The sequence below is a fragment of the Staphylococcus auricularis genome, from assembly GCF_051172115.1.
Taxonomy (GTDB): domain Bacteria; phylum Bacillota; class Bacilli; order Staphylococcales; family Staphylococcaceae; genus Staphylococcus; species Staphylococcus auricularis_A.
Map to the genome: position 1 here is coordinate 664,887 of NZ_JBPIZN010000001.1, position 26,060 is coordinate 690,946.

At 36.7% G+C, this 26,060-nt stretch carries 25 protein-coding genes and 1 pseudogene; 8 read left to right on the forward strand and 18 right to left on the reverse strand.

Translation table 11 applies throughout. From position 1 onward, the window contains the following. Positions 1-8 precede the first annotated feature (8 nt). From ACSBRB_RS03210 to ACSBRB_RS03220, 3 genes are all read right to left on the reverse strand, one after another. Positions 9-749 (reverse strand): TrmH family RNA methyltransferase, encoded by a 741-nt coding sequence (locus ACSBRB_RS03210; RefSeq protein WP_435031587.1) that lies wholly within the window; start codon positions 747-749, stop codon positions 9-11. A 116-nt stretch (positions 750-865) separates the two neighbouring features. Next, on the reverse strand, positions 866-1,036 hold the full coding sequence (gene rpmF, locus ACSBRB_RS03215) for a 50S ribosomal protein L32 (RefSeq protein ID WP_059106592.1): 171 nt from the start codon (positions 1,034-1,036) through the stop codon (positions 866-868). A gap of 80 nt (positions 1,037-1,116) precedes the next feature. After that, complete coding sequence (locus ACSBRB_RS03220) at positions 1,117-1,656, reverse strand: YceD family protein (protein ID WP_435031588.1); 540 nt, start codon at positions 1,654-1,656, stop codon at positions 1,117-1,119. Between the two features lie 188 nt (positions 1,657-1,844). On the opposite strand from ACSBRB_RS03220, the gene ACSBRB_RS03225 reads away from it, so the two are divergent. Beyond that, entirely contained in the window at positions 1,845-2,987 is a 1,143-nt protein-coding gene (locus ACSBRB_RS03225) for a nucleotidyltransferase (protein WP_435031589.1), read from the forward strand. A gap of 14 nt (positions 2,988-3,001) precedes the next feature. Here the strand turns inward: ACSBRB_RS03225 and coaD are convergent, their stop codons facing one another. Then, positions 3,002-3,496: a pantetheine-phosphate adenylyltransferase gene (gene coaD / locus ACSBRB_RS03230; protein ID WP_435031793.1), complete on the reverse strand. Its 495-nt coding sequence runs from the start codon at positions 3,494-3,496 to the stop codon at positions 3,002-3,004. Further along, positions 3,483-4,037, reverse strand: a complete 555-nt coding sequence (rsmD, locus tag ACSBRB_RS03235) for a 16S rRNA (guanine(966)-N(2))-methyltransferase RsmD (RefSeq protein WP_435031590.1) — start codon at positions 4,035-4,037, stop codon at positions 3,483-3,485. Before rsmD ends, coaD begins: the two co-directional genes overlap by 14 nt. A gap of 62 nt (positions 4,038-4,099) precedes the next feature. On the opposite strand from rsmD, the gene ACSBRB_RS03240 reads away from it, so the two are divergent. Then, positions 4,100-4,489 carry a DUF7147 family protein gene (locus tag ACSBRB_RS03240; RefSeq protein WP_435031591.1) on the forward strand — a complete coding sequence of 130 codons (390 nt, stop codon included), beginning with the start codon at positions 4,100-4,102 and terminating at the stop codon, positions 4,487-4,489. Positions 4,490-4,518: 29 nt separating this feature from the next. Here ACSBRB_RS03240 and ACSBRB_RS03245 read toward each other — a convergent pair whose 3' ends face one another. Further along, entirely contained in the window at positions 4,519-4,770 is a 252-nt protein-coding gene (locus ACSBRB_RS03245) for a DUF2129 domain-containing protein (protein ID WP_435031592.1), read from the reverse strand. A gap of 126 nt (positions 4,771-4,896) precedes the next feature. On the opposite strand from ACSBRB_RS03245, the gene ACSBRB_RS03250 reads away from it, so the two are divergent. Then, complete coding sequence (locus ACSBRB_RS03250; RefSeq protein WP_435031593.1) at positions 4,897-5,814, forward strand: lysophosphatidylglycerol phospholipase D; 918 nt, start codon at positions 4,897-4,899, stop codon at positions 5,812-5,814. A gap of 107 nt (positions 5,815-5,921) precedes the next feature. On the opposite strand, the gene ACSBRB_RS03255 is transcribed toward ACSBRB_RS03250, so the two are convergent. The 4 genes from ACSBRB_RS03255 to cyoE form a co-directional block, all read right to left on the reverse strand. After that, positions 5,922-6,356, reverse strand: a complete 435-nt coding sequence (locus ACSBRB_RS03255; RefSeq protein ID WP_435031594.1) for a YlbF/YmcA family competence regulator — start codon at positions 6,354-6,356, stop codon at positions 5,922-5,924. 16 nt (positions 6,357-6,372) lie between these two features. Next, entirely contained in the window at positions 6,373-7,422 is a 1,050-nt protein-coding gene (locus tag ACSBRB_RS03260) for a CAP-associated domain-containing protein (protein WP_435031595.1), read from the reverse strand. Between the two features lie 558 nt (positions 7,423-7,980). Next, a complete protein-coding gene (locus ACSBRB_RS03265) occupies positions 7,981-8,442 on the reverse strand; it encodes a DUF420 domain-containing protein (RefSeq protein WP_059106582.1) in 462 nt (153 codons plus the stop codon). 24 nt (positions 8,443-8,466) lie between these two features. Further along, positions 8,467-9,378 carry a heme o synthase gene (gene cyoE / locus ACSBRB_RS03270; protein ID WP_435031596.1) on the reverse strand — a complete coding sequence of 304 codons (912 nt, stop codon included), beginning with the start codon at positions 9,376-9,378 and terminating at the stop codon, positions 8,467-8,469. A 279-nt stretch (positions 9,379-9,657) separates the two neighbouring features. Here cyoE and ACSBRB_RS03275 point away from each other — a divergent pair, with 279 nt between their 5' ends. Next, a complete protein-coding gene (locus tag ACSBRB_RS03275; RefSeq protein ID WP_435031597.1) occupies positions 9,658-10,566 on the forward strand; it encodes a COX15/CtaA family protein in 909 nt (302 codons plus the stop codon). A 292-nt stretch (positions 10,567-10,858) separates the two neighbouring features. Here ACSBRB_RS03275 and ACSBRB_RS03280 read toward each other — a convergent pair. From ACSBRB_RS03280 to ACSBRB_RS03295, 4 genes and pseudogenes are all read right to left on the reverse strand, one after another. Further along, positions 10,859-12,663, reverse strand: a pseudogene (locus ACSBRB_RS03280) (purple acid phosphatase family protein). 204 nt (positions 12,664-12,867) lie between these two features. Continuing rightward, positions 12,868-16,320: a pyruvate carboxylase gene (locus ACSBRB_RS03285; RefSeq protein WP_435031598.1), complete on the reverse strand. Its 3,453-nt coding sequence runs from the start codon at positions 16,318-16,320 to the stop codon at positions 12,868-12,870. Between the two features lie 545 nt (positions 16,321-16,865). Continuing rightward, positions 16,866-18,089: a cell division peptidoglycan polymerase FtsW gene (ftsW, locus tag ACSBRB_RS03290; RefSeq protein ID WP_435031599.1), complete on the reverse strand. Its 1,224-nt coding sequence runs from the start codon at positions 18,087-18,089 to the stop codon at positions 16,866-16,868. A gap of 514 nt (positions 18,090-18,603) precedes the next feature. Beyond that, positions 18,604-18,879 (reverse strand): Fpa/YlaN family protein, encoded by a 276-nt coding sequence (locus tag ACSBRB_RS03295; RefSeq protein WP_059106576.1) that lies wholly within the window; start codon positions 18,877-18,879, stop codon positions 18,604-18,606. Positions 18,880-19,265: 386 nt separating this feature from the next. Here ACSBRB_RS03295 and ACSBRB_RS03300 point away from each other — a divergent pair, with 386 nt between their 5' ends. Then, entirely contained in the window at positions 19,266-19,748 is a 483-nt protein-coding gene (locus ACSBRB_RS03300; protein ID WP_435031600.1) for a hypothetical protein, read from the forward strand. 4 nt (positions 19,749-19,752) lie between these two features. Continuing rightward, the gene (locus ACSBRB_RS03305; RefSeq protein WP_435031601.1) at positions 19,753-19,926 is read left to right on the forward strand and encodes a DUF2197 domain-containing protein; all 174 of its coding nucleotides are present in this window, start codon (positions 19,753-19,755) and stop codon (positions 19,924-19,926) included. 81 nt (positions 19,927-20,007) lie between these two features. Here ACSBRB_RS03305 and typA read toward each other — a convergent pair whose 3' ends face one another. After that, a complete protein-coding gene (typA, locus tag ACSBRB_RS03310) occupies positions 20,008-21,855 on the reverse strand; it encodes a translational GTPase TypA (protein WP_059106574.1) in 1,848 nt (615 codons plus the stop codon). A 98-nt stretch (positions 21,856-21,953) separates the two neighbouring features. Here typA and ACSBRB_RS03315 point away from each other — a divergent pair, with 98 nt between their 5' ends. Beyond that, positions 21,954-22,148: a DUF5325 family protein gene (locus ACSBRB_RS03315; RefSeq protein ID WP_435031602.1), complete on the forward strand. Its 195-nt coding sequence runs from the start codon at positions 21,954-21,956 to the stop codon at positions 22,146-22,148. Between the two features lie 97 nt (positions 22,149-22,245). On the opposite strand, the gene ACSBRB_RS03320 is transcribed toward ACSBRB_RS03315, so the two are convergent. Then, positions 22,246-23,061 carry an inositol monophosphatase family protein gene (locus tag ACSBRB_RS03320; RefSeq protein ID WP_435031603.1) on the reverse strand — a complete coding sequence of 272 codons (816 nt, stop codon included), beginning with the start codon at positions 23,059-23,061 and terminating at the stop codon, positions 22,246-22,248. 166 nt (positions 23,062-23,227) lie between these two features. Between ACSBRB_RS03320 and ACSBRB_RS03325 the strand changes: the two genes are divergently transcribed. Further along, positions 23,228-23,839: a YktB family protein gene (locus ACSBRB_RS03325; RefSeq protein ID WP_435031604.1), complete on the forward strand. Its 612-nt coding sequence runs from the start codon at positions 23,228-23,230 to the stop codon at positions 23,837-23,839. Between the two features lie 91 nt (positions 23,840-23,930). Here ACSBRB_RS03325 and ACSBRB_RS03330 read toward each other — a convergent pair whose 3' ends face one another. Both ACSBRB_RS03330 and auxB read right to left on the reverse strand, forming a co-directional pair. Beyond that, the gene (locus ACSBRB_RS03330; RefSeq protein WP_435031605.1) at positions 23,931-24,587 is read right to left on the reverse strand and encodes a DUF4064 domain-containing protein; all 657 of its coding nucleotides are present in this window, start codon (positions 24,585-24,587) and stop codon (positions 23,931-23,933) included. Positions 24,588-24,824: 237 nt separating this feature from the next. Further along, positions 24,825-25,997 carry a lipoteichoic acid stability factor AuxB gene (gene auxB, locus ACSBRB_RS03335; protein WP_435031606.1) on the reverse strand — a complete coding sequence of 391 codons (1,173 nt, stop codon included), beginning with the start codon at positions 25,995-25,997 and terminating at the stop codon, positions 24,825-24,827. Positions 25,998-26,060 lie beyond the last annotated feature (63 nt).

Here is a 26,060-nt window from a genome sequence, read left to right on the forward strand (position 1 = left end):
GAACGGGGTCAACCTTTCAAGTGATACATTAAAATGCTACCAGCAATCGCAACATTTAAACTTTCTGCCTTACCATAAATCGGAATAGTTAAATTTTGCGTCGTTTGTTCAAGTAGTGTAGGATCCACACCTTGGCCTTCATTACCGAGTAACAATGCGAAAGTTTCAGTCGAATCCACTTCACGGTACGGTACCGCGTCATCTAAAGCTGTACCAAATATAGGCCCTTCGAACCGTTCGATAAATTGAGTGAGATCTTCAGTTACAATAGGTATATGGAAAATGCTACCTTGACTCGCGCGAATCACCTTATCTTGATACGCATCAGCGGAGCCTTTACCTAACACAATCATATCTAATCCAGCTGCATCTGCTGTTCGTATCAATGTCCCTAGATTCCCTGGATCTTGTATACGATCGATGAGCAACGCTTGATGTGCCATCGTTGACTCATAACGTGGCTGTTCAATCACAGCAAAGAATCCTTGGGGAGTCACTGTGCCAGATAAAGCCTCAGCCACCTTCACATTAATTTGAAAAACTGCTTCTGCTGCTTCGAATATAGCATCGTCTAAACGTGATGGGTCAACGACAAATAATTGCTTAATTGTGATATCACTGTGCACGGCTTCTTCTATTAAATGATAACCTTCAACTAAGGCGAGTCCTAATTGGTCTCGGTCACGTTTTTTCTTTAATTTGTTTGCTTGCTTAATCTTGTTATTTTGGGGAGACGTTATGGTTTCCATAGGAGCTCCTCTCATGATAATTTCCTTTTATTTTAGATAAAAAAATCGTTCAAAAATTATTGTATGCGAAATAATTTTTGAACGACCGTCAATGACACATCATGTCAAAGTTCAACTTATTTTACGACTTCTTCACCATTATAAGAGCCGCAGTTTTTGCAGATACGGTGAGATAATTTATATTCACCACAATTTGGGCATTCAGTCATACCAGGTACTGAAAGTTTAATGTGTGTACGACGTTTGTTTTTTCTAGTTTTAGACGTTCTTCTTTTTGGTACTGCCATGATTAATCCTCCTTATATTTAAACACAAATAATTGTTTTTAGACTCAATAATTTATTATACTATAAATTATTTCAATCTGCTATTGTTCTTTATCATATAATTGTTGTAATTTTTGAAGCCGTGGATCAACTTGACGTTGTTGTTCTTCCTCTTGAGCTTGTTCAAGCTCAATGGCTTGATCCTCGTCAATAACTTCCCAACCGTTGCCCTCAGTGAGCATTTCGTCACTGTGCTCTGAATATGCACGCATTGGTTTTTCAATAATGACAATTTCCTCTGCAACGTCTTTCAAGTTAATCATACCATCTGATGCATCATGATAATGTTCATCTTCATCTTCAGATTGTTCATAATGATCTAAATCGAAAATCTCTTGTGTAGTGACATCTAACGGAACTTCAACTGGTTCTAATGTACGTGCACATGGCATCGTATATGTTCCAGTTAAATGCATATCCGCAATGACTTCACTTGATTTAACAGTGAGTTCACCGTTCACAGCAATTTCTGATAGATCGATTAAATCCAACGCTTCAATTAAATGATTGAAGTTTACAGTTTCACGAAATTCAAATGGTTTATCTTGAAATTTTCTTAATTGCGTTATTGACCATTTCATATGGCTTCACCTCTAACAAGCACAAAATTTATTTTAACTTTATCATTATACATTGTCAAGATTTTTTCTTAACAGTCATCCATTTTTTACATATTTTAGTTATTTTTAAATCTATATGACTGACAAATGTTTCAAATTCGTAGTCATGTTACAATACCCATGATGAATTCTGAATGGAGGAAATGCAAATGAAAAGTGTTGCATTAATTACAGAATACAATCCATTCCATAATGGACATGTATTCCATGCACAACAAGCCAAACAACTTACACAAGCTGATGTCACGATTGCGATCATGAGTGGTTCCTTCGTCATGCGCGGTGAACCAGCTATTTATAACAAATTTACGCGTGCAACAATGGCGTTAGATCAATGTGACCTCGTCGTCGAATTACCTGCATTTGCCTCCCTGTCTGCCGGAGAATATTTTGGAGATATGGCCGTTCAATTGGCACATTACTTAGATAGTGATGCACTGGTCTTTGGGAGTGAAAGTGGTGATACCGATGCATTCCTTTCTATCAGTCAACAACTCAATGACCTTAAAGCGCGTCCTATTTTCCAACAAAAAATAAAAGAAGGAAAAAGTTATCCTCGTATTTTGAGTGAACTTTTTCCTAACGAATCCCTACTCGTATCTCCTAATGATACTTTAGGCCTATCATACGTCCGTGCAATTCAACAGCACAATTATCAAATGACACCGTATGCGATCCATAGACAAAATAGCCATCATCATGATCAAACATTAACTCAATCCTCTATTGCCAGTGGTTCAGCCATCCGTCATGCCATGACACACGACAATCCAGAATGGCAACATGCCGTCCCTGCTTCAGTTCAGCATCTTTATACCGCACCGCATATCGATAAAGCAGATACATTTCCATATTTAAAATACACCATCTTGTCACAAAGCACAGAAGCTTTAAGCGAAATCTATACTATGAGTGAAGGCCTAGAGTATCGCTTAAAAAAAGTCATTTTAGAGGCGCAATCATTTGATCATCTCATTCAATTACTTAAATCTAAACGTTACACATACACACATCTCCAACGTGTGTTGATGAATACGTTGTTACAATTTAAACAACAAGATCGCCCTGAGACGATACCAGCTGCGCGAATACTTGGTATGACGCCACAAGGACAACAATATTTAAAAGAATTGAAGCATAAATTCTCAGACAGACACTGGATCACTAATGTCAACCAACAAAACGCATCACTTATCGCCCAAAACATTCATGCGACACGCATTTATAATTTAATCAGCAGCCAACAACAAGATGATTTTAACACGCCTGTGATTCGTTCCAATGCTCACTAAAATATGCACAAGACTTAATCATGGGAAACGCTAAATTTTTTAAACAGTGCATCCGCAACATTAGGAGGTACGAAGTCAGAGATGTCTGCATTATAGGAAGCTACTTCTTTGACCACACTTGAGCTTATAAATGAATAATCGGTACTTGTCATCATATAGAACGTTTCAATTTCGTTGTTGAGTTTGCGATTCATTGAAGTTAAGCGCAATTCATACTCAAAGTCACTGACCGCTCTCAATCCTCTGATGATAGTTTTTGCGCCAATTTTAGTACAGAAATCGACTAACAGCCCGTCGTAATGATGCACGATCACATTAGAGAACTTTTCTGTGGATTGTTTGATGAGTTCAATACGTTCCTCTACTGAAAATGTGCCCTTCTTACTACTGTTTCGTAACACACAAATATGTAGCTCATCGAACTGTCTTGCACTACGTTCGATGATATCAAGGTGTCCATAAGTAATAGGATCAAAACTACCAGGTATAACTGCTTTAGTTGTCATGATTATCTCCTTTTTCCAATAACAAGGTATCCGTCAATCCGTAATGATAGCGTCGAATTGTTTGAAACGGTGCCACTTGGATTTCTTCTTTATGATTAAATTCACAAACGATGATACCACTATCCTTTAATAAATTAAACTCTGCGATATCAGCGAGTGCTTCATCAATAAGGCTTTTTTCATAAGGTGGATCTAAAAAGATTAGATCAAATTGAATATCTCGTTTAGATAGCGCTTTTAATGCTCGTGCTGCATTATTTTTATACACTTCAGCTTGATCTTCAATCTCTAATTTTTTCAAATTACTTTTAATGACCTGAACCGCTTTAAAATTTTGATCGACAAAAATCATGCGTTCCATGCCTCTGGATAATGCTTCGATACCTAAAGCGCCGCTTCCCGCAAATAAATCAAGCCCTAGACCAGAGATATCGAATAGACTGTTGAATATTCCTTCTTTAACCTTATCCATTGTCGGACGTGTGTTGCGTCCTTCTAAACTATTGAGCGGTTTACTTTTATGTATTCCTGCAATGACACGCATCTTCTCATCCTTCCCAACTTAAAATATTTTCTTTATAATGCACTTATATAGGAGGCCAATTTATGAAACAATCATTTATTTTACTAGGTAATGGACTTACCGATTTATTCGAGTTTATGACTTTAATGGAGTACGACCATCCTCGTGTTGCATTTGTAGTTTATTTTCATACGCCGAGATCTGAACAACAAAAATCTTCCGTTGCGTTAGTCATGAATCCTACAAGTGGGCAACACTTTCAAGCGATGTATCTCATGTTGAATGCTGTTAAATACCCTTATCCTGATCGTAATAAAAAATTCGACATGATCAATGAACAAGCAGAACAATACGATATTGAAGTTAAAGAAATCGATGTCCATCCACCGGAAGACTATTACGATATTGAACTGTATTATAATTATCTCGTGAGTGTTCTTCGCTTACAAAATTGGATTCCACCACTTCAATAACATGTATAGCACTTTCTAAACAATATCGACTAAGATGTCTCATGACGCTCTTTCTCATATGTTTTAGTTAAATATTTATAAGGTGAGCTACTAATATGTTTGACGTATTTTAATTTTGATAAACGCGTAATGACTGAATCAGCGTCGTTGGCATTGACATACATAATGACATACTTATGGTTTCTATTTATATGTACAATGTGTCCATATTTACGAAGTTGACGTTCATGTTTAATGTGCTTTAAATAAATGATTAAACTCGTTCTTTGTACTATATCCATATATTTCACTCCAATTGATAATTATAATATCACGTATAACACCTTTTATAAATAACAATTACTTTGTCTCATATCAAACTTTTGCTAGGATAAAATTAAATCATTCTATAGACTGGAGGATTTTATATGAAGAACTTGAAGCAACCCCTCACGACGCTATCTTTAGGTGCGCTATCGATTGCAGGTAGCTTCTTCCTGTTTAACAAATTGAAAAAAGCACCAGTACCTAAGTCCGTGCCTAGCTTTTTTGCAGAACCTGCACCGTACATCTTTGCGCATCGCGGCGGTATGGCGGAAAGACCTGAACAAACGAAACTTGCCTTTGATCACTCTGCAGAACTAGGTCTCGATGGCTTTGAAACAGATGTCCGACTCACAAAAGATCATCAACTTGTCGTATTTCATGATGACATGGTGGATCGTACGACCAATGGCTCTGGCTTTGTGTATGAACATACCCTTGATGAACTCAAACGTTTAGATGCCGGATATTATTTTAAAGACATTAATGGTCTTACCCCTTATCGAGGCGATGAAGACGCAAAAATCTTAAGCTTTGAACAATTACTCATATTCTATCCTAACCAACTAATCAATGTAGATATCAAAGATCATCCTGACACTGAAGCGGGCAAAATAGCACCCAAAGTCATGTACGAAACGATTAAAGAACATTACGCACAAAATCGTGTGCTTGTCACAAGCTTCCACAAAGCAAACATCGCTGCATTTAACCAATATAGTCAAGGAGATGTCGCTTTAGGTGCGAGTGAACAAGAAGTTGCAGAAGGGTTTATTAAATTCATCCTCGGTCTTGGAAACAGTTATGAAACGACAGCTCATACGTTCCAAATGCCAACTTCATTTAAAGGTATTAAACTGACTTGGCCGAAATTTATTCAATGGCTACTTGAACGTAACATCGTTCCAGGCTTTTACGGTATTAATAGCTTTGATGAGATGAAAGATCTAGCCGATCTCGGTGTGCACACGCTTGTAACCGACTATCCTGAATTAGGCGCACGCTTTAAAAACCATCACTAAATATGAATTCCCCTATGTCGTACTGAACATACCACATAGGGGAATATTTATATCTTCCTATTTAAAAACAAGTCATATTTAAATAAAATCACGAGAGGATTGCTTTATTATAACGAGCAGTGACAAGAACCGCCTGATGCACAGCCTTCTTTGTCTTGTTGGAAGAATGGGTTACCCGCTTCGATTTTGACATGATCAGAAACTGCATAAGCAATCTTGCTGATTACTTCATCAACCAGCTCTTGCAATGCGACCTCTTTTTGTTTGTAATCCATCACGACTGGCAACATTTCATAGGCACGTTTACGCTTACGTGTTTCTAACATGATTTGACGATAATCCGGATGATATTTTCCAAATCGCATGATCTCTTCATATTGTCCTTTAGATTTTAAAAACGCTTCATACATCAAATGCGCTTCTTCATCTCGATTTAATCGTTCCTCAGCTGCTTTAAACGATTGATATAGTTCAGATTGTAAGATCATATCTCCCAACACATCGATTTCATCCAATACATCGATTGTTTGTTGTGTAATCATTTATAAGGCTCCTCCTTTATTCTTCTTCTAGGAAAATAACAGTATAATAACCATCATTCACTGCGCCGCCCATTTCATCATATTTCGTATTTAACATGCGTGAACGGTGTATATCAGAATTTAACCAATTGATAATAAGTGTTGGCACTTCATTGAAATCATAGCCTACGTTTTGACTCGCAGATTGAAACGGTACTTGATTTTGTTCTAATTGTTGCGTCAATGCACCTTCAGTAAATTCGACGCTATCGGTACCAGTTGCTTCATATAAATTATAACCTGCAATATTAGCAACGTCATTATTGACTTTGAGTGGTGGCACTCCACGTAAATGGCGCATCTGATTCGTCACTTCATATAGCGTCATGAGTTGGTCAGGATTTTGTTCGTATGGTAAGTCATCAAAATCACTTTTGACTTCTTTATCATTGGAAGCATTCACCATTTGATAAGGCTTAAATTCCACTAACGCTTCACTATCCAAGTACCGTATCGCTACGATTTGATTAGTCTGTTGATCTATGTAAATTTGTGCATAGATATCATCAAATTTTACAAGCATTTGTGTTTTCATATCGATGTCTGATAGCTCGATATCATATTTGTCGTCATTCACACGGATGGTTGGTTCAGGATTGATACTTAAATTTTCAAAAATATGGGCCGCACTTTCAGAAATCTTGAATGGACTGACAGAGGCATTTTTACCTGTCGCATAGACGGATTTAATCTTTTTGCTTTTAGTTGTCACAATATAATATTGATCATCTCTTTTAAATATATAGTTCTTAAAACCATCTTTATATGGGTATGAACGTTTCGCTTGTCCAAACCGTTCCGTTAACTGGCTGATATCATCGCCAATCCATGTTGCGATACCCCGTTGAGGTAACTGGTTATAACTATCAGATTGATGTCCTTCAAACTGAGATTCGTTGGTCGTTTTGTTTGTATCTTTATTTGGATTTTCTAACACATCGAATTTTAAACGTGGTGAGTTAAATAAATATACAATAAACAATATCAATAATAAGACACCAATAACTTTAATTATCAGCTTTTTCATCATTCACCCACCTATGTGCTATTACTCGTATTAATCATTCTACAGGTATGTGACTTAGACACGCAAGCTATCTAGCTAATATGGCGTCGCGCCTTCATTTCTCTAAAATATTTCTCTTCTAGGCACTCATCATTTGCCTCAATCTATATTTCAAAATACCCAAAAAGTCCATCCGCTTCGTTAAAATCACACGCATTTGATGGAGAAATGGCTTGTGTCTTTTGTGTAATATTTGACGCGTTCTTCATTACATCTACGTTTTCCTGCTGTGAACGATTTTACTGTTCTTATCGAATCTTTACCCGTTGTTATTATTATTAATCAATGTTGTCATACAACTGGGAGGATTATCCTATTACTCTGATTTCTTCCGTTTATAATGATCATTTCGGAATTAACAGTATGCATATAACCACATATAAGTTGTCTGTTGCATATAGCAATAAAAAAAGTACACCGGAAAAAGTTAGCTTCACCATCTAACTCTTTAGGTGTACCTATATGATAGAAATAAAGTATTAATGAGGTTGATATTTCTCGAACATCTAACTCTCTCTATTATAAACCGAGTGTCGCTTTGATTAATGAAGTCGTTTCACCGCCAGGATACAAAATGTACAGTAGCACATAAACTGCTACACCTGTGATTGCAGTGAAGAACCAAATCACTGAGACAATCGGTCCAGTTTTTCTATGAATATTAAATTTATCTTTAAATGCTGTAATGATTTGAACCAGACCACCAATACCGCCTATAGTCGCTAAATTAATGTGAAAGATTAAGAACGTTGTATAGTAAGGTTTGACTGAATCAGGACCACCAAATGCTGTGTTCCCAATAAAGATCGTCCGGCTAGCATAAATGATAAAGAATAACAGTGCAAAGACTGCTGCCCATAACATGACTTTTTCATGGCTTTTGATATTACGTTTCCATATCTGACGCCAACCAATTGCTACAAGTATCGCACTAATGACGATAAAACTTGTACTCAATGTGGGTAAAAAAGGTATATTCATTTGTAAAATCCTCACTTAAATAATTTAAAACATTTTAATGAGCGAAACGATTACTACTAAAGCAAAGAATACGACGAGATAATTCAATGAATAAATAAACATAGCTGTTGCCCATTTTGTTTTATTTGTTTGTTTTTTAAAGTTTGTTAATCCTACGTAGATCCAACCTAAGTTTAATAGTGTTGCAAGTACTACAAATGTTGTACCTAATTCATTGAGGAAGAATGGTAATGGTAGTAAACATACTAACCAAATGAACATGCTTACTCTTGTGCGGTTAAATCCTTTCACGGATGGTAACATCGGAATGTTAGCTAATGAATATTCATCTTTACGTTTAATCGCAAGTGCGTAGAAATGAATGGGTTGCCAGCAGAAGACAACTAGGAATAATACAATCGCTGTGACGCTTAAACTACCTTCAATCGCAGCCCAACCAATGAGTGGCGGTACAGCACCAGGAAAACTACCTACAACTGTATTCCACACTGTATGTCTTTTAGACCAGATTGAATAGAATGAGACATATCCAACGATACCGATTAAACCGATGACGCCTGATGGCACGTTTAATACGAATAGTAATGCTTCCCCTATGAGCATCATTCCAAAACTAAGAATCAATAAATTACGATCTGAGATTCTATCATTGACTGTTGGTCTTTTTTGTTTACTTGGCATGATACTGTCAATATCTTGGTCATAGTAATTATTTAATGCGCAAGCGCCCCCCATGATTAACGTTGCGCCTACCAACATGATTAATATTTGTGGTATTGACGAGAGGAAGGAATGATTTGTTAACACGACTGCAAGCCATGCACCAGCAAAAGCTGGGATTAAGTTACCTTGGACGAGCCCCATTTTAATAATTTGTTGGATCTCTTTAAATGTAACTCGACTTGAAGAATGTGACAAAGTTTGTTCTTGACTCATAATTTCCCTCCTAATTTATTCATATAGTACAATGATAAAACAAATTTTCTCAAAAGACTACATATAACACAATTTATTTGTGACACTTTAGCGACATTATAAAATCGTCAATATTGTGACACAAATTGCACACACATTATTGTTATAATAAGGAGAAGCATTTAATATGAAGATGTAACGGATAAAAGTTATAATAGTCAATTGATAAAAATGGATAAACCCATGCTTGTTCCGGTCGACATGTACAGGGTTTGTCTTGTATTGACAGGGGGGGTATTATTGTTTAAGAAGCGCAACCTTAAATGGTTATCAGTATTAGCTACAATAATTATGGCATGGGTACAACTGGGTGGCGCGCTCGTTACAAAGACTGGATCTGAAGATGGTTGTGGTTCTGACTGGCCTCTTTGTCACGGTGCTTTCTTACCAGAAAATTTACCGATTCAAACCATCATCGAACTGAGTCACCGAGCAGTATCTGGTCTTTCACTTATCGTTGTACTATGGTTAGTGATCACAGCCTGGAAAAATATAGGGTATATTAAAGAAGTTAAACCACTCTCTATTATCAGTGTTGGTTTCCTCTTACTCCAAGCGTTAATTGGAGCTGCGGCAGTAATTTGGCAACAAAATGCCTACGTGCTCGCATTACACTTCGGTATTTCGCTAGTCAGCTTTTCTACTGTATTTGTACTTACACTTATCATATTTGAAGTTGACCATAAATATGAAGCAGATGAACTTATGATTCGTAAACCGTTACGTCGTTATACATGGATTATGATGATCATCGTTTATTTAACAATTTATACCGGAGCACTCGTCAGACATAAAAAAGCAAGCTTAGCTTATGGTGAATGGCCGATTCCATTCCAAGATCCAATCCCGCATTCCGTTGTTGATTGGGTTAACTTCACACATAGAGGCATGGCCTTACTCACGTTCATTTGGATCATGCTTACGTTTATCCATGCGATAAAACATTATCAACACAATCGTACTGTGAGATATGGTTACACTGCAGCCTTTATCCTTATCATCGCACAAGTGATTACAGGCGCATTATCCGTTATCACAAACGTAAACCTCATGGTCGCATTGCTACATGCATTGATCATTACTATTCTATTTGGTCTTATCGCCTACTTCGTGGTGTTAATGATTCGAACTATCCGAAGTGGCGGGTAAATAAAACATATGTTAAACGTGGTTCAGATTCATTTTTGAATCACGTTTTTTTGCTATTATGATTTACTCTGAATGCTGATAAAAAACGTTCTACACATTTGGATAGTTAGTACCATTGGCATGACATCTTACATCATTTAAATCAATAACTCCAACGTGAAAAAGCCCATTACAAAGATATGTCGTATATCCTTGTAACGGGCTCATTTTGTATACATTACGGTATCTAGCTTCACGTACTTCATTAAATCTCATATTTAATATCTTTTTTTGTCGTGCTGATTCAACTCTTTTATTTGTCTTTTTTTATACCAAATTCGTCAATCAGTTCTTGACTACGTGGTTCGCCTTGCGCAATATCACCGTGTAATTGATAGATTTTAACTTTCAATTGATCATCTTCTACTTCATACTGCGTAGTTTTGATCAGATGAATCACGGTTATTCACGTGGTCACGATTTTTCATATGTTGAATATCGAAGGCATCTGTTTTTGAGGTTGGTCACCTACAGCGAATAAATTATGGAAGTAATCCAATTGTTTTGAGTAAGATCTTTGAATTCCGGTCTGAAGTGTTTAAGTTCTTTTAATGTACTATCTCCGAGATCTGCATTCGCTTTAGTACCACCCATGTTAGGAAGGACGTAAACAGAACCTTTTGGATTGTCGTTATATGTTACGCCATCTTCACCCGTTTTTTGTTTTGCATCTTCGACTTTGGCATCAGCGAAACTGCTTTTCGTATTGCTGTATTGTAATACTTTTGAACGAGAAAGCACATGATCATGACCTTGTAATACTAAGTCCACATCTAAATCATCGAGTTGTTTTGCAAGTTCTTTGTGCACTTTTTGTACGTCTTCGTCACCCATGAAGTAGAATGAATGCGCGTACATAGGTTTGTGGAGGTTGAAAATAACCCAATTTGCACCATTTTCTCTTGCTTGTTTGATGTCTTTTTTAATCCATTCCATTTGTTCTTTACCAATAGCTTTTTTTTGGATTGTCTTTTTTATCTTTTTTATTGTCGTTCGTATTGGCTACAACCATATGCGCACCATTGTAATCGAATGAATAGTAAGAACCACCATTCACTGCATTGTTTGCTTTCGGTACATTAAAGTGATCATTGAAACTACCTAATAATTTGTCATCATCTTCATCTAATGCATATTCATCATGGTTACCAGATACAGGCGCCATGGCCATATTCATAAATGAAGGTTGAGAACGATCGTATAAGTCTTTCCATTCATCTTCTACTTCTGCATTTTCAACAACATCACCAGAATGCACGACAAAGTCTGCATTGCCAGCCGTGTTGATCGCTTGATTTAACGTATCTGCCCCAAATAATGCTTCATCTCGCACATTTTCGTTCCAGTATGCGTTTTGTGTATCAGCATATTGAATGAATTTGAAACCATCGTCTTTGTTACCTGCAGTCTTGAACTGGCCTACCACACTTTTAGGTCCGCTTTCACTACCTACATAATAATGATAATTGGTATTTGGTTTTAAACCTGTTGCTTGTGCTTTATATGTATATTCTGTTTGTTTGGTTAGGTTGGCTTTACCGTGGACGTCCCCTGCTGTCCATTCAGGGCCGGTGCTTGGGCATCTGTGTAATAACCATTGATTGTTTCATTACCTTTTTTGTCTTTAATGATTTCACCATCATCATCTTTTTTTACATCTTCAAAGATAATGTTGCCATTTTCGTCACGTTCTAAATATTTAGAATCTACTTTTTTAGTTTTAGCATCGAAAACTTTTGCGTCATCAAATTTGTCTGTTGTAAACCAATTGAATGCCATTTCTGTTTTAGGATCACCTTTAAAGTTCGTTGTGACACGGTTAGGTGCATTTTCAGTTTGTACAGGTGCAACGTCGGGTTTTTGATCAGTCAGTTGGATACCATTTTTTTGCGCTTGTGCTGTCGCTTGAGGTTGTGTTTGTTCAACTTGTTCTGGTGCAACTCCGCCGCCACTCGCCTGTGCGGTATTTGTCCCTTGTGTTAAAGTAAGTAATAACGTCAAACTCGCTAAACCAGTAAAGATACGCTGCTTATTTTTCAAAGAAAACCCTCCAGTCATATAATATGTCGCACTTTAACGGTAACAATTGAACATTAATTGAGTGTAAAACTCGGGTGAGGATTTAGTTAAATGGATTTATTTAAAATGAGGAAAGACAATAAAAAAGTGAGACAGTAGCCTCGAAAAAGGTTGTCTCACTTCTTTTTAATATGCTTTTTTAGCTGTTTATAATAAAGTTAATTGAACACTTATAACAATACTTTATTCCGCATCTGCAGGTTCAATTTCAACAAGTAAATCTCCAGTTTCAATACTGTCTTCACTACCAACGTGAATGGCTTTAACCACCGCATCGAATGGTGCTTGTACGGTTGATTCCATTTTCATTGCTTCAGTAATGAGTAATGGATCGTTCATTTTCACTTCGTCTCCTACTGAAACTTTGACATCAGTTACTGTACCAGGCATTTGCGCACCAATATGATTATTGTTTTGTTTATCTGCTTTCGGTCTCACTTGCGCATTAGTAGATGCTTTTTCATCTTTAATATTCACAATACGTGATTGACCATTCATTTCAAAATAAACTTTACGCACACCGTTTTCATCTGATTCTGAAATCACTTGGAGTTTAATGATTAATCGTTTACCTGTATCAATTTCAATTTCGACGGTTTCATCTGGACGCATACCGAAGAAGAAGGTTGGCGTATCTAGAAGTGATACATTACCAAATTGTTGATACGTTTGTAAGTATTGCTCATACACTTTTGGATAAAGGACTGAACTGATGACATCTTGTTCTGAAACGTCTGTTTGTGTTTCTTCTAATTGTTCGCGAACTTGATCAAAGTCGACATCGTCTAAATACTCACCTGGACGTTCTTCAAGTGGTGTTTGATTTTTCAAGATCACTTGTTGTAAACGTTGGTTGAAGCCATTGACTGGTTGACCAATTTCACCTTTGAAGAAGGATACAACAGATTCAGGAAAATCAAGTTTGTAACCTTGTTCAATCACATCGTTTTCATCTAAATCATTTTGAACCATGTAAAGTGCCATATCACCTACTACTTTAGAAGATGGTGTCACTTTGACTAAGTCACCGAATAAGAAGTTCACACGGCGATACATTGTTTTAACCTCATCAAAGCGTTCACCTAAACCAAGGCTTTTGGCTTGTTGTCTCAAGTTTGAATATTGACCACCTGGCATTTCATGTTGATAGATTTCTGTGTTAGGTGAATAGATATCACTTTCGAAATCTCTATAGTATTGACGCACTGTACTCCAATAATGAGAGAGTGTTTCAAGTCCCTCGATATCTGCTCTCATTTTACGGTCGAAGCCGTCCAACGCATAGTAGAGTGAGTTGGCACTTGGTTGACTCGTTAAACCACTCATAGAAGCGACTGCAGTATCAATGATATCGACGCCAGCATTAATTGCTTCTTTATAAGTGAGTAGACCGTTGCCACTTGTATCATGGGTATGAAGATGAATTGGAATATCGACAGCTGCTTTTAATTCACCGATTAGTTCATAGGCAGCTTTCGGTTTTAATAGGCCGGCCATATCTTTAATCGCTAAGAGATGGAAGCCTTCTCTTTCGAGTGTTTTCGCCATGTTTACGTAGTAATCTAATGTGTAAACGTCAGAGCGTTTAGGATCTAAAATATCACCTGTGTAACAGATTGCACCTTCAGAGATCTTGCCAGCTTCTTGAACCGCTTCATTAGCGACTTTCATTTGCTCAACCCAGTTTAAGGAGTCGAAGATTCTAAAGACATCGACGCCCGCTTGCGCACTTTCTTTAACGAATTTTTGCACGACATTATCTGGGTAGTTTTTGTAACCTACCGCATTAGAGGCACGTAATAACATTTGGAATAACACGTTAGGTACTGCACGTCTAAGTCGTTCTAAACGTTCCCATGGGTTTTCTTTTAAGAAGTTAAAAGCAACATCAAATGTCGCGCCGCCCCACATTTCTAATGAAAAGCTGTCTTTCATGACCTCAGCAGTTTTAGAAGCGATATTCATCATATCCGCTGTACGCACGCGTGTAGCGAGTAATGATTGATGCGCATCTCTAAATGTAGTATCTGTCATCAACACATCTTGTTGTGCTTTGACCCATTCTGCTACTGCTTTAGGTCCTTTTTCGTCTAATAATTGTTTCGTACCTTTAAACTGTTGTACTTTATCGTTCGGTACTTTTGGAATAGTGGTATGTTCAAAATGGGGTTTCATACGTTGTTCTACGTTTGGGAAACCATTGATCGTTACGTTACCAATGTACTCTAACATCTTCGTACCGCGGTCTTGACTCAATTTAAGATCGAATAATTCTGGTGTGTTTTCGATGAATTTTGTTGTATAATCTCCTGATTTGAATTGCGGATGACGCATCACGTTAATTAAGAACGGAATATTTGTTTTCACGCCACGAATACGCATTTCTTGAAGTGAGCGGTCCATTTTTTCTTCTGCTTGTTTGAACGTCAAAGCGTGCGTAGACAATTTAACAAGTAATGAGTCGTAATAAGGTGAAATTTCAGCCCCTTGGAAACCGTCACCTGCATCTAAACGAACGCCAAAACCACCACTAGAACGATAAGCACTAATGCGACCAGTATCTGGCATAAAGTCATTCAATGGATCTTCTGTCGTAATACGACATTGAATCGCATAGCCTAACGTTTGAATGTCTTGTTGTTGAGGAAAGTTGATTTCAGATTCAAATAAACCGATGCCTTGTGCGACGAGTAATTGTGTTTTAACGATATCAATACCCGTAATCATTTCTGTAATCGTGTGTTCAACTTGTACACGTGGGTTAACTTCAATAAAGAAGAATTCATCGCCTGATACTAAGAATTCAACCGTACCTGCATTAACATATTGAATGTGTTTCATTAAATGTACAGCTGCATCACAAATACGTGTTCTTAAATCATCTTTAAGTGCAACTGAGGGTGCTACCTCAACGACTTTTTGGTGACGACGTTGTACGGAGCAATCACGTTCAAATAAGTGTACTAAATTACCCTTTTCGTCCCCCATCACTTGAACTTCGATATGTTTTGGATTATCTATGTAACGTTCAATATAAACTTCACTATCACCAAATGATTTTTCTGCTTCAGATTTTGCACGGTTAAAGGCTTCTTCAAGTTCATCTTCTGATCTGACGATACGCATTCCTTTACCGCCACCACCGCTTGTTGCTTTAATCATTAATGGATAACCAGCTTCATCTGCAAATGCTTTAGCTGCTTGGTAATCAGCAATCGGTCCATCTGTCCCTGGAATAACCGGTAAATCTGCTTCAATAGCCGTCGTTCTCGCTTTGAGTTTATCACCAAACATTTCTAAATGCTCGATGCGAGGGCCAACGAATTTGATGCCTTCTTCTTCACAACGACGTGCAAAGGTTTTATTTTCACTCAAGAAACCGTACCCTGGATGTATAGCATCAGCACCTGCACGTTTCGCAACAGAGATAATGCTTTCAATATCTAGATAAGATTCCGCTGGACCTAAATCCTCACTAACTAAGTATGATTCGTCTGCTTTATATCGATGTAATGCACTCTTGTCTTCGTTTGAATAGATTGCGACCGTTTTGATATTGAGTTCTGTAGCAGCTCTGAAAATCCGAATCGCAATTTCCCCTCTATTTGCAACTAATAATTTATGTATCTCTCTCATTAGCTTTCACCTTCTTATAAACAATTTCCAAAATATTAAATCATTTTCTTTTTGACACAAGACATATTGCGGTGAACGACTGTTGCAGCCCCCTTTGTAAATTCACCCATTGATTAAATTAAACTATGTATTAAATCATATCAGAAATATGATACAAAACATAATGATTCTGCTAAATATGTCATACTAATTATATAATCTATGCTTTTAAGTATATCTTTATATTACCATAACCATAATGTTAAGTAAAACTTATCAGTAAACATTACATATTATTATCATACGTTTTTATAGCGATAATTAGACCAAATGGTTAAAAATATTTTCTAATCTAATGTGCTAGTTCCTTATATAACAACTGTTATGGTGGGATTGTTCGTAAAATAAAAACGCCTTTCCAAACAACTGAGTTGCTTAGAAAAGCGTTCTATCATTTCCATTTATAGCTGTATTTTTAACCTTCTGCGTAAAAATACGTGCTTGCTTAAATTATGAAATAAATGTGTCATACTAATTAAAAATAGGCTATTCATGTATACGAAAAATTAATATCTTCGAGAAATTTGTGTGGGCGTTTGTTTTTTAGCACGAGCCTTATCCATCTTAATCTGTTTCGCTACGATAAGTAACAATCCAATGGCAATACTTAAACTCAACATCGAAGAACCACCGAAACTAATAAATGGTAACGGTACACCCGTAAGTGGAATAGTACCTGAAATACCACCTAAGTTAATGAATGTTTGAATACCGATATAAGTTGCGATACCGACACAGACTAATTTATAAAAATAAGAATTAGTTTTATTCGCTAAGACAAAAGCACGATATACGATAAAGAAGAGTAATATAATAACAAGTAGACCACCGATTAAACCTAATTCTTCACAAATAATTGAAAAGATAAAATCGGTATGTGGTTCAGGAAGGTAACCCAATTTCATAATACTGTTACCTAATCCTCGGCCTAATAAGCCACCATTCCCTATCGCTATCAATGAATTGGATATGTGATATCCTGTACCTGATGCTTGGCTAAACGGATCGACTAGCGTACTAAAACGTGCAGTAAGATAACTTGGTAACCAACCAAATGCAAGTGCGATGAGCAAACCGACTACGATGATAAATATAATCGGTACCGCCCATTTCAATGCGACTTTAACACCTAAGCTTGCATAGAATAGGATGGCGAGTAAAATAATAGTTAAGAGCATCACTTGTCCTAGGTCTCCTTGGACGAGCACAAGCCCAATCGCAAAGAACATCAACCCTACCGGCGCAAACATAATCTTCGGATCTCTAAATACTTGGCTTCTTCGTTTTTCAATCATAAATGGAATATATAAAATGATGACTAGCTTCAAAAATTCGGATACTTGTAAGTTAATCACGCCGAGGCGTAGCCAACTTTTAGAACCATTAATGTTACTACCAAAAATGAGTGTCGCAACTAACAAAATCACAATGCCAACGACCATGATTTGTTGGACTTTAGTCTGTTGAAGTAACTTAGTATTGAAGAAGAATGCCATGAAAAACACGATCGCAAATCCGACGATAACATAAGCCAACTGACGTTTATAAAAGTACGTACCAGAAACAGGCACACCACCAGTTAAACTTCCTTTTGTGGCAGCGACCATACTGGCACTATAAACCATCACTAAACCGATTAAACATAACAAAACATAAGTCACTAAGAGTGAATAATCTATGTATTTCGCCTTTTTATTTATAATACTAAAAAATCGTTTTACTTTATCCATACTTTTTTATCATCCAATTCTTCTTGGTTATCTATGTCCTTCATGTATTTTCATGGAGGCACAACATGATATCAAAACGTATATTTTCTGACAGCTTATAAATTAACGTTTACTGTAATGATATTGTGATTTCACGTATGTTTAATATGTATGTAAAAAAGGAGTGTACAAATCTCACATGATCAGCTTATGTGAAACCACTTGTGTATTATAGCAAAATTCAACACCATTTATCGAATAATGTCATTTTAACCCGCTAAAACATCAATTGCTACGGAAGACATACCATTTATGGAACAATAATCAGTGGAGCAAAAATAACAGTCCAATCAATGGTAACCAACAATGAGTTATACATTCACAAAATAAAAGTGACTGTGATTCAAACATGTTGCAATCTCAGTCACTCCGATATTCATTATATGCTATAACATACATTCGCTATTGATCTCTATGTACGACTCGTTATCCGTTTCTTTAACAGTAAATTGATCTATATTAATATTGCCGACGTTTAGACTGTTGTAAATGCATCGTGAAGTTTAGAAAGTTCTTTTTCTAAACGAAGCATAATTTCTTTACCCACTTCTTTGTCGACTAAGTCTAACTGAACCGCAAATTCAACTTCTTTTTGTAAGCCAAACATTTGGGTATCGAGTACTTCTTCGTATAATGGGCATTGAGGTAAAGTCAGGTTATCCATTTGAACTTTGATTAACTGAAGGATTCTATCAGCATCTTTATTTAGTTGATCATATGCCACATTGCTCATTTTTTGACTCTTTACCATGAAATGCTCCCCCTATCATTTGTATGTTCTTACACTAAATTCTATCTTACTACATATTAAAAAGCAAGCAGAATTCTATAATACACGGATGCTTCGAGAATATGCTAAAATACTAGGATGAAGATAAACTTTAAGTCACTTGAAAACGAGAATACAATGACATGAAAGCGTACTTATTTTTTTAAATAAACGCTTCAGCTCGTTGAGTGTAAGCGAGAAAAATTGATACTCATTCAATATTTTCAAGTGCAACTTAGGAAAAGGTTTCAATATGTTTATTAAGCGGTTTTCCTAAAATGGAACAACATCATATGACTCCATATGAGCAAGCTGTTCCAAATACTTCACCTATCACTATTATAATTCAAGTAAAGGGGAAACAATAAATGATTCAAATCACGGGGGAAGTTCAATTTCCAATAACTTTAGACAGTACAACTTGGATTTTTGATGATCGTAAAGTACAAATAGAAGATTTAGAGGCGGGTGTATTTGAAGGGACAAAGCCCATTCGTTTTGAAGATAATCGAGAATGGAATAGAGCCATTCTAGAAGGTCAAACGAACCCACCCACTTTAAATTCAGAAATTAAATATAAAAAACAATCCATGTTGAAAGAAACGTATGTGATCAATATGACACCATTCTTTAAACATGCAGAACCCACAGCTAAAGCGTCAGCCATCCGTTTGTATAATGACGAAGATGAAATCAAAGTGCCTTTAGACCTGTTACCCTATTTATTCTTCCAATTTTCAAAAGAAGGTAAACGACTCTATGAGGACGACGGTGTAGATAGCTTTGTCTTTATTCAAGATCAAGGCTATTCTTACCAGTTTAAACATGTAACACGTATTGAGGTGGTTTAATAAGATGGAAAAAGTACAATGTGTGATTTGCGATACAGAAGTTTATATCGACGAAAACACACTTGAGGCGAAGCGACTACGCAATGATCCAATGCATACATTTATGTGTGATGAATGCAAAAGTCGTTTAGATAAGCCGAAACAACGTAAACAAGTTACAACATTTAATCATAGATAACAAAAAGCAGGTCACCGTTCATGCTCCAAATTGAGCATCTGCGGTGACCTGCTTGTTTTTTATTATAAGAAAAATTAATGATTATTCGTTTTCTTGCATCATTTGTTTCACACGTTTTGCTTCTTTTTCACGTGCTTGTTTATTGAGTGTTTTCTTTCTCAAACGAATAGATTCTGGGGTTACTTCGACTAATTCATCATCATTAATGAATTGTAACGCTTCTTCTAATGTTAAGATACGTGGGCGTTTCATTGTTTCAGTTTGGTCTTTTGTAGATGAACGGACGTTTGTTTGGTGTTTGATTTTCGTAATGTTAACAGTTAAGTCATTTTCACGTGAATGTTCACCGACAATCATACCTTCATAAACTTCTGTACCTGGTTCCATGAAGTTTGTACCACGATCTTCTAAACCAATGATTGCGTATTGGCTGGCTTGACCTTGGTCCATAGAAACAAGTGCACCGTTTCTTCTTCCACCAATCATACCTTTTATACGTGGTCTGAATTCTTCAAATGTATGGTTGATGATACCATAACCACGTGTTTGTGACATGAATTCAGTTGTGTAACCGATCATACCACGAGCTGGAACCATGAAGACTAAGCGTGTTAAACCATTGTCTGTAGTGACCATGTCTAACATTTCACCTTTACGTTGTCCTAATGATTCGATGACTGAACCAGTGTTTTCTGACGGTACTTCACATTGTACACGTTCAAATGGTTCGCACATTTGGCCATCGATTTCTTTTAGGATAACTTGTGGTTTAGATACTTGAAGTTCAAATCCTTCACGTCTCATATTTTCAATGAGGATAGATAAGTGTAATTCACCACGACCTGCAACTGTCCAAGTATCTGGAGAGTCTGTTGGTGTAACTTTAAGTGATACGTCTGTTTCAAGTTGTTGATCTAAACGTTCTTGAATTTGACGTGCAGTTACATACGTACCTTCGCGTCCAGCAAATGGTGAGTTATTTACTTTAAATGTCATTTCCAATGTAGGTTCGTCAATTCTAAGTACTGGTAATGCTTCTTGATGATCGTGTGGTGTGACTGTTTCACCTACGTTAATGTCTTCCATACCTGATACAGCGACTAAATCGCCAGCTTGTGCTTCTTCGATTTCTTCACGGTTAAGACCAAAGTAACCGAATAATTTAGTGACACGGAAGTTTTTAACTGAACCGTCTAATTTAATGAGTGACACGTTGTCCCCGACACGCATTGTTCCTCTAAAGATACGTCCTACACCGATACGTCCTACGTAGTCGTTGTAATCTAATAATGCAACTTGGAATTGTAATGGTTCGTCACTATTATCTTTCGGTGCTGGTACGTAGTCAATGATAGTTTCGTACATTGCTTGCATGTTGTCATCTTGTGTTTCTGGATCTAAGCTTGCTGTACCATTCACAGCTGAAGCATAAACAACTGGGAAGTCTAATTGTTCTTCAGAAGCTTCTAATTCGATGAATAAGTCTAGTACTTCATCAACAACCGCTTCCGGACGAGCAGCTGGTTTATCGATTTTATTCACTACGACAACAGGTTTTAAGTTTTGTTCCAATGCTTTTTTCAATACGAAACGTGTTTGTGGCATCGTACCTTCATAAGCATCGACAACTAAAACGACACCATCAACCATTTTCATGATACGTTCAACTTCACCACCAAAGTCAGCGTGTCCTGGTGTATCTAATATATTAATTCTTGTACCTTTATAGTCGACTGCTGTATTTTTAGAAAGGATGGTAATACCACGTTCTCTTTCTAAATCATTAGAGTCCATCGCACGTTCGTCTATGCGTTCATTTTCACGGAAGATACCAGATTGTTTTAATAGCTCATCTACGAGTGTTGTTTTACCGTGGTCGACGTGAGCGATGATTGCTATATTTCGAACGTCTTCTCTTATATTAGTCATTTCATAATTTCCTTTCTTAAGTAAATTACCGCTTTTAATTGCAACTTTTTTATTATATCATATATATGACTTTAGAATACAACCAAAGGGGTGTAGGGATGGAACAACCAAAAAAATCTAAGGCCATTTTCTTTATACTTGCGCTTGTTGCGACGATATTTTTAACGCTGTTCAGCTTTGCTATCGCTGCAACTAATGTACCAATGATGATTTTAACACTTATATTATTCATTGCAACATTTGGCGTAGGCTTTACATTAAAAAAACATTATCGTGAAAAAAATTGGTTCTAACGCGTGCATATCTTCAAATCCTAACAAATAGACTGAAAGTAATCATACACGACCTATCTGTGTACGAATACTTTCAGTTTTTTAATTGAAGCGAACATTATTTTCGGTGATGTGCATGAAGTTCTTCGATGATTGCTTTATGTAGTTTAAAGTAATTGTTGATCAAGTCCTCGTGCAATTGTGGGTTGGCGACTACGACTGTATGGGGTTCGTAAATCGTTAATGCGTCACCTAAAAAGTCTGTGCCTTTTCCCCCTACTTCATTTAAAATAATTAATCCGCCAGCATAATCCCACGGCTGTAATCGAGGTGTCATATAAGCAGCCAATCTTCCTGTTGCAACATGCACAATCTCTAACGCAGCAGAACCATATGCTCTAGCACTACGTGACTGATTCACAATAGGATGAAAGAAATCTACTAATTTCGGTTTTGTGAGCCAATTGGGATTAATACCTATAATGCTAGTTTTGAGCTCGGTATCTTCAATTTGTGGTATCGGTTGGTCTCCCACATATGCCCCTTCACCTGCTTTCGCGTGATACAGCGTATCATTCATCACATCATATACAAAGCCTGCATAAGGTTTGTCGTCTTGGTAAATGCCAATTGAAATCGAAAAGTTTTCACGTTGATGTACAAAGTTGAGTGTACCATCTATGGGATCAATGACCCACGTCGTACCCTGACTCTGACTTATTTGATGACCATGGCCTTCTTCACCAATCACCTCATGGTCTGGATAAGATTGATGAATTCGATCGACGATAAACTGTTCTGTCTGTTTATCTACGTTCGTCACAAGATCATTTGGATTCGATTTCGTTTCTATATGTAAGGTTTCATCCATCTTTTCTCTTATATTTTTTCCTGCTTCTAAAATGAGCGCTTTCGCAAATTCATAAAGTGTCATTTAATCACTCCTATGTTCACATTATACCCTAAATCGTAAAGCTTTATCATGTGTACCAGACTAAAAAAGAACGTTTTGATAGGTGTTACTGGAGAAACGCAACGCCTGTGTCTCATAAAGTTATGTGCTACAATGTGGGTAAAAGATGTAACGAAGAGGTGAGCTCATGACAACTTATACATTTAAACCCAACGACTTTAAAGCCTTTACTGTCGATGGTTTAGACGGCAGAATGGAGGCGATAAGTGAACGCATTCGCCCACAACTCAACGCTTTAGGCGAATATTTCTCTCAATTTCTTGAAACGGAAACAGGAGAAGTCTTCTATCCACATGTAGCGAAACATGCAAGACGTAGTGTAAACCCACCCCATGATACATGGGTTGCTTTTTCTACGAATAAACGTGGCTATAAAATGCAACCTCATTTCCAAATTGGTCTATTTGAAGATCAATTATTCGTAATGTACGGTGTCATGCACGAAGCGAAAAATAAAGCGGATCAAGTTAAAACATTTGAGAAACACTTTGATACGCTAAAACAATTACCTAAGGATTATAGTATTGCTTTAGACCATATGAAAGAAGACAAAGAACCAATTGATTCACTTTCTGAAGATGAATTACAACAAGCGATTGATCGTGTTAAGAACGTTAAAAAAGGTGAATTGTTCGTAGCAAGAACACTCGATCCAAGTGATGAACAATTGAAAACAGATCAAGCATTCTTAACCTTCTTAGAGGATACATTTAAACAACTTGTAAAATTTTATGACTAACTTGAATAGCAGATAAAAAAGGCTAGAAACGAAATGTTTCTAGCCTCTTTTGCATTATTTGATAAGCTTTTACTCTGATAACCAACTCTGATTAATAAAGATATGGGTCGTTATCTTTTTTCTTTTGCATATCTTTTTCTGCATCATCTTCTAAACGGTCACTTTCTTTTGTTTTGGGTTGTTGACCATTGTCTCTGATGAATGGATTATCATCATTTTCATCATTTTCTCTATCTTGATCATGACGGTTATCTTGAGATTCGTTTTCATCTTGAGTAGGATGATCTACCTCGTCACGAATGTAAGGATTACCTTCTGTATGAACTTCATCTCTGATAAACGGATTCTCTTCATTCGCAGTACCTTCACCTTGGATATCACTGTCTTTACGAACAAACATCATGATACCAGCGATTAACCAAAGGATACCAGCGAGCCAGTTACCAAATAAGATACCAACGACAAATGCTGCCATAAATAACGCACCTGATAAAATACGTTTTTTCTTAACTAATAATGTGGCAATAAGCCCTAATACTGTAGAAACGAGTAAGAGAATCGCTGAAACGGTAGTCAATCCTTTAATTGTATCAAATGAAACGATTTGCGCCTCTTCTTGATATAAATCATTAAACTCTTGTTCAAATCCAGGTTGATTAAAACCGATCAGTGCAAATCCGATAAAAATTAAGAATATGATGCCGATACCAACACCTATCCATCCTAAAACGCGTTCTGCCTTTCTCATCTTTGGACCTCCTATATACAACTACTTTTATAAATCATTTTATTGATTCTGTTTCTATTTTTGATATATAGCCGTTTTCAAAACACATTAAACGCTTTATCAAAATTTTGATATCTAAATAACATTATATCTAGAGTTATATTTATAACGCAATATATTTTAATATAAGAAAATAAAATGAGACGGAAGCAACAACCTAATGTGCTTCCGTCTCATACCTATGAAAGCTTATTCATTTTAATTATTTTGGTCTTCTGTCGCATCCGCTTCTTCAGTTGTTTGTGAGGTTTCTTCTTGTGTTGTTTGATCTTGATGCACGACTTTTTTACGCTCTTCATAGTTCATACGACGTTGATTCACAGCGCTCGGTTGTTGTTTTCGACGTTCTTTTTCACGTTGTTTACGTTCTTTCTTAATCTGTTTACGTCGTGCTTTTTCTTCTGCTTGCGTCTGTTTTTCTTGTTCTCGTGCTTCTTTTTCTTCTTGCTTACGACGTGCCCTTTCTTCCGCTTCTTGTTGGCGTTGACGTTCCGCTTCTTCTGCTTCACGCTGACGTTGCGCCTCAATCTCTTGTTGATGTCTCTCTTGTTCAAGTCTTTCTTCTTCAGTCATACCATCTTCATGTTCCTCATCATGTGTAGGTTTGACTTTGTTTTTATAACCGTATTTGACTTGTCTAGAAAGGATTTGCGGTTCATCATCTTCCCCTGCCGTATCATCTTGAACAGGATCTTCAGCAGCAGTCGGATTGTCTTGATCGTAAAAGTGATCATATGAACCACGTCTTAATGGTTTGGCATTACGATCATAACCATTGTCTGCTTCGTAACCATCTTGATCATCATGATCATCACTATAACGTGGCTGATTTCTATAAACGGGTTCGTCATAATCATAGCCTTGTGTTGGAGCGCCTTGATAGCCTTCCATATAGTATGCAGGAACTGTATCAATTCGATCTTTACGCACAAACATCATAATAGCGATAATGAAGAATAAAATTGGGATGATCAACGTAATAAATAATAATACGAGTGGTAATGTCACTACAGCAGCTACTAAGAATAAGAAACCAGAAAGGAATCGTATATTCATAGAGATTAGTGCTAAAAATGAGATAAGTAAACATACGATGAAGTACACGATGATAGCCCACACCCCATTTTGTAACCAAATCACAAATTGTGTCGTATTTAGACCGTTATTCGCTAAAATTTGTTGTATTAACTCGTTATTATTCAGTGAAGCTTCTAAACTTTGTATTGATGTTTCACTACTAAATGAAACGAGTGCGATAAATATGGTTATCACTGTCAATGCTAATAGAAAAAGCCAGCTTAACCATCCAAGAACTTTTTCAGCTAAACGACTGACGGGTCGTTTAACCTGCATAAATTGCTCTCCTGACATACACTCACATCTCCTTATTCTACTTATCAAACTATTATATCGGATTCTACCTTAAATAACTAC

Coding starts and splice junctions, on each gene's coding strand:
- ACSBRB_RS03320 (WP_435031603.1), bottom strand. CDS start 23,061: ATGACACTTTATGAATTTGCGAAAGCGCTCATTTTAGAAGCAGGAAAA.
- ACSBRB_RS03240 (WP_435031591.1), top strand. CDS start 4,100: ATGAAACAATCATTTATTTTACTAGGTAATGGACTTACCGATTTATTC.
- ACSBRB_RS03220 (WP_435031588.1), bottom strand. CDS start 1,656: ATGAAATGGTCAATAACGCAATTAAGAAAATTTCAAGATAAACCATTT.
- ACSBRB_RS03300 (WP_435031600.1), top strand. CDS start 19,266: ATGATTCAAATCACGGGGGAAGTTCAATTTCCAATAACTTTAGACAGT.
- ACSBRB_RS03210 (WP_435031587.1), bottom strand. CDS start 749: ATGGAAACCATAACGTCTCCCCAAAATAACAAGATTAAGCAAGCAAAC.
- ACSBRB_RS03225 (WP_435031589.1), top strand. CDS start 1,845: ATGAAAAGTGTTGCATTAATTACAGAATACAATCCATTCCATAATGGA.
- ftsW (WP_435031599.1), bottom strand. CDS start 18,089: ATGGATAAAGTAAAACGATTTTTTAGTATTATAAATAAAAAGGCGAAA.
- typA (WP_059106574.1), bottom strand. CDS start 21,855: ATGACTAATATAAGAGAAGACGTTCGAAATATAGCAATCATCGCTCAC.
- ACSBRB_RS03260 (WP_435031595.1), bottom strand. CDS start 7,422: ATGAAAAAGCTGATAATTAAAGTTATTGGTGTCTTATTATTGATATTG.
- ACSBRB_RS03305 (WP_435031601.1), top strand. CDS start 19,753: ATGGAAAAAGTACAATGTGTGATTTGCGATACAGAAGTTTATATCGAC.
- rpmF (WP_059106592.1), bottom strand. CDS start 1,036: ATGGCAGTACCAAAAAGAAGAACGTCTAAAACTAGAAAAAACAAACGT.
- ACSBRB_RS03295 (WP_059106576.1), bottom strand. CDS start 18,879: ATGGTAAAGAGTCAAAAAATGAGCAATGTGGCATATGATCAACTAAAT.
- auxB (WP_435031606.1), bottom strand. CDS start 25,997: ATGTCAGGAGAGCAATTTATGCAGGTTAAACGACCCGTCAGTCGTTTA.
- cyoE (WP_435031596.1), bottom strand. CDS start 9,378: ATGAGTCAAGAACAAACTTTGTCACATTCTTCAAGTCGAGTTACATTT.
- ACSBRB_RS03265 (WP_059106582.1), bottom strand. CDS start 8,442: ATGAATATACCTTTTTTACCCACATTGAGTACAAGTTTTATCGTCATT.
- ACSBRB_RS03315 (WP_435031602.1), top strand. CDS start 21,954: ATGGAACAACCAAAAAAATCTAAGGCCATTTTCTTTATACTTGCGCTT.
- ACSBRB_RS03325 (WP_435031604.1), top strand. CDS start 23,228: ATGACAACTTATACATTTAAACCCAACGACTTTAAAGCCTTTACTGTC.
- ACSBRB_RS03330 (WP_435031605.1), bottom strand. CDS start 24,587: ATGAGAAAGGCAGAACGCGTTTTAGGATGGATAGGTGTTGGTATCGGC.
- ACSBRB_RS03255 (WP_435031594.1), bottom strand. CDS start 6,356: ATGATTACACAACAAACAATCGATGTATTGGATGAAATCGATGTGTTG.
- ACSBRB_RS03245 (WP_435031592.1), bottom strand. CDS start 4,770: ATGGATATAGTACAAAGAACGAGTTTAATCATTTATTTAAAGCACATT.
- ACSBRB_RS03250 (WP_435031593.1), top strand. CDS start 4,897: ATGAAGAACTTGAAGCAACCCCTCACGACGCTATCTTTAGGTGCGCTA.
- ACSBRB_RS03285 (WP_435031598.1), bottom strand. CDS start 16,320: ATGAGAGAGATACATAAATTATTAGTTGCAAATAGAGGGGAAATTGCG.
- rsmD (WP_435031590.1), bottom strand. CDS start 4,037: ATGCGTGTCATTGCAGGAATACATAAAAGTAAACCGCTCAATAGTTTA.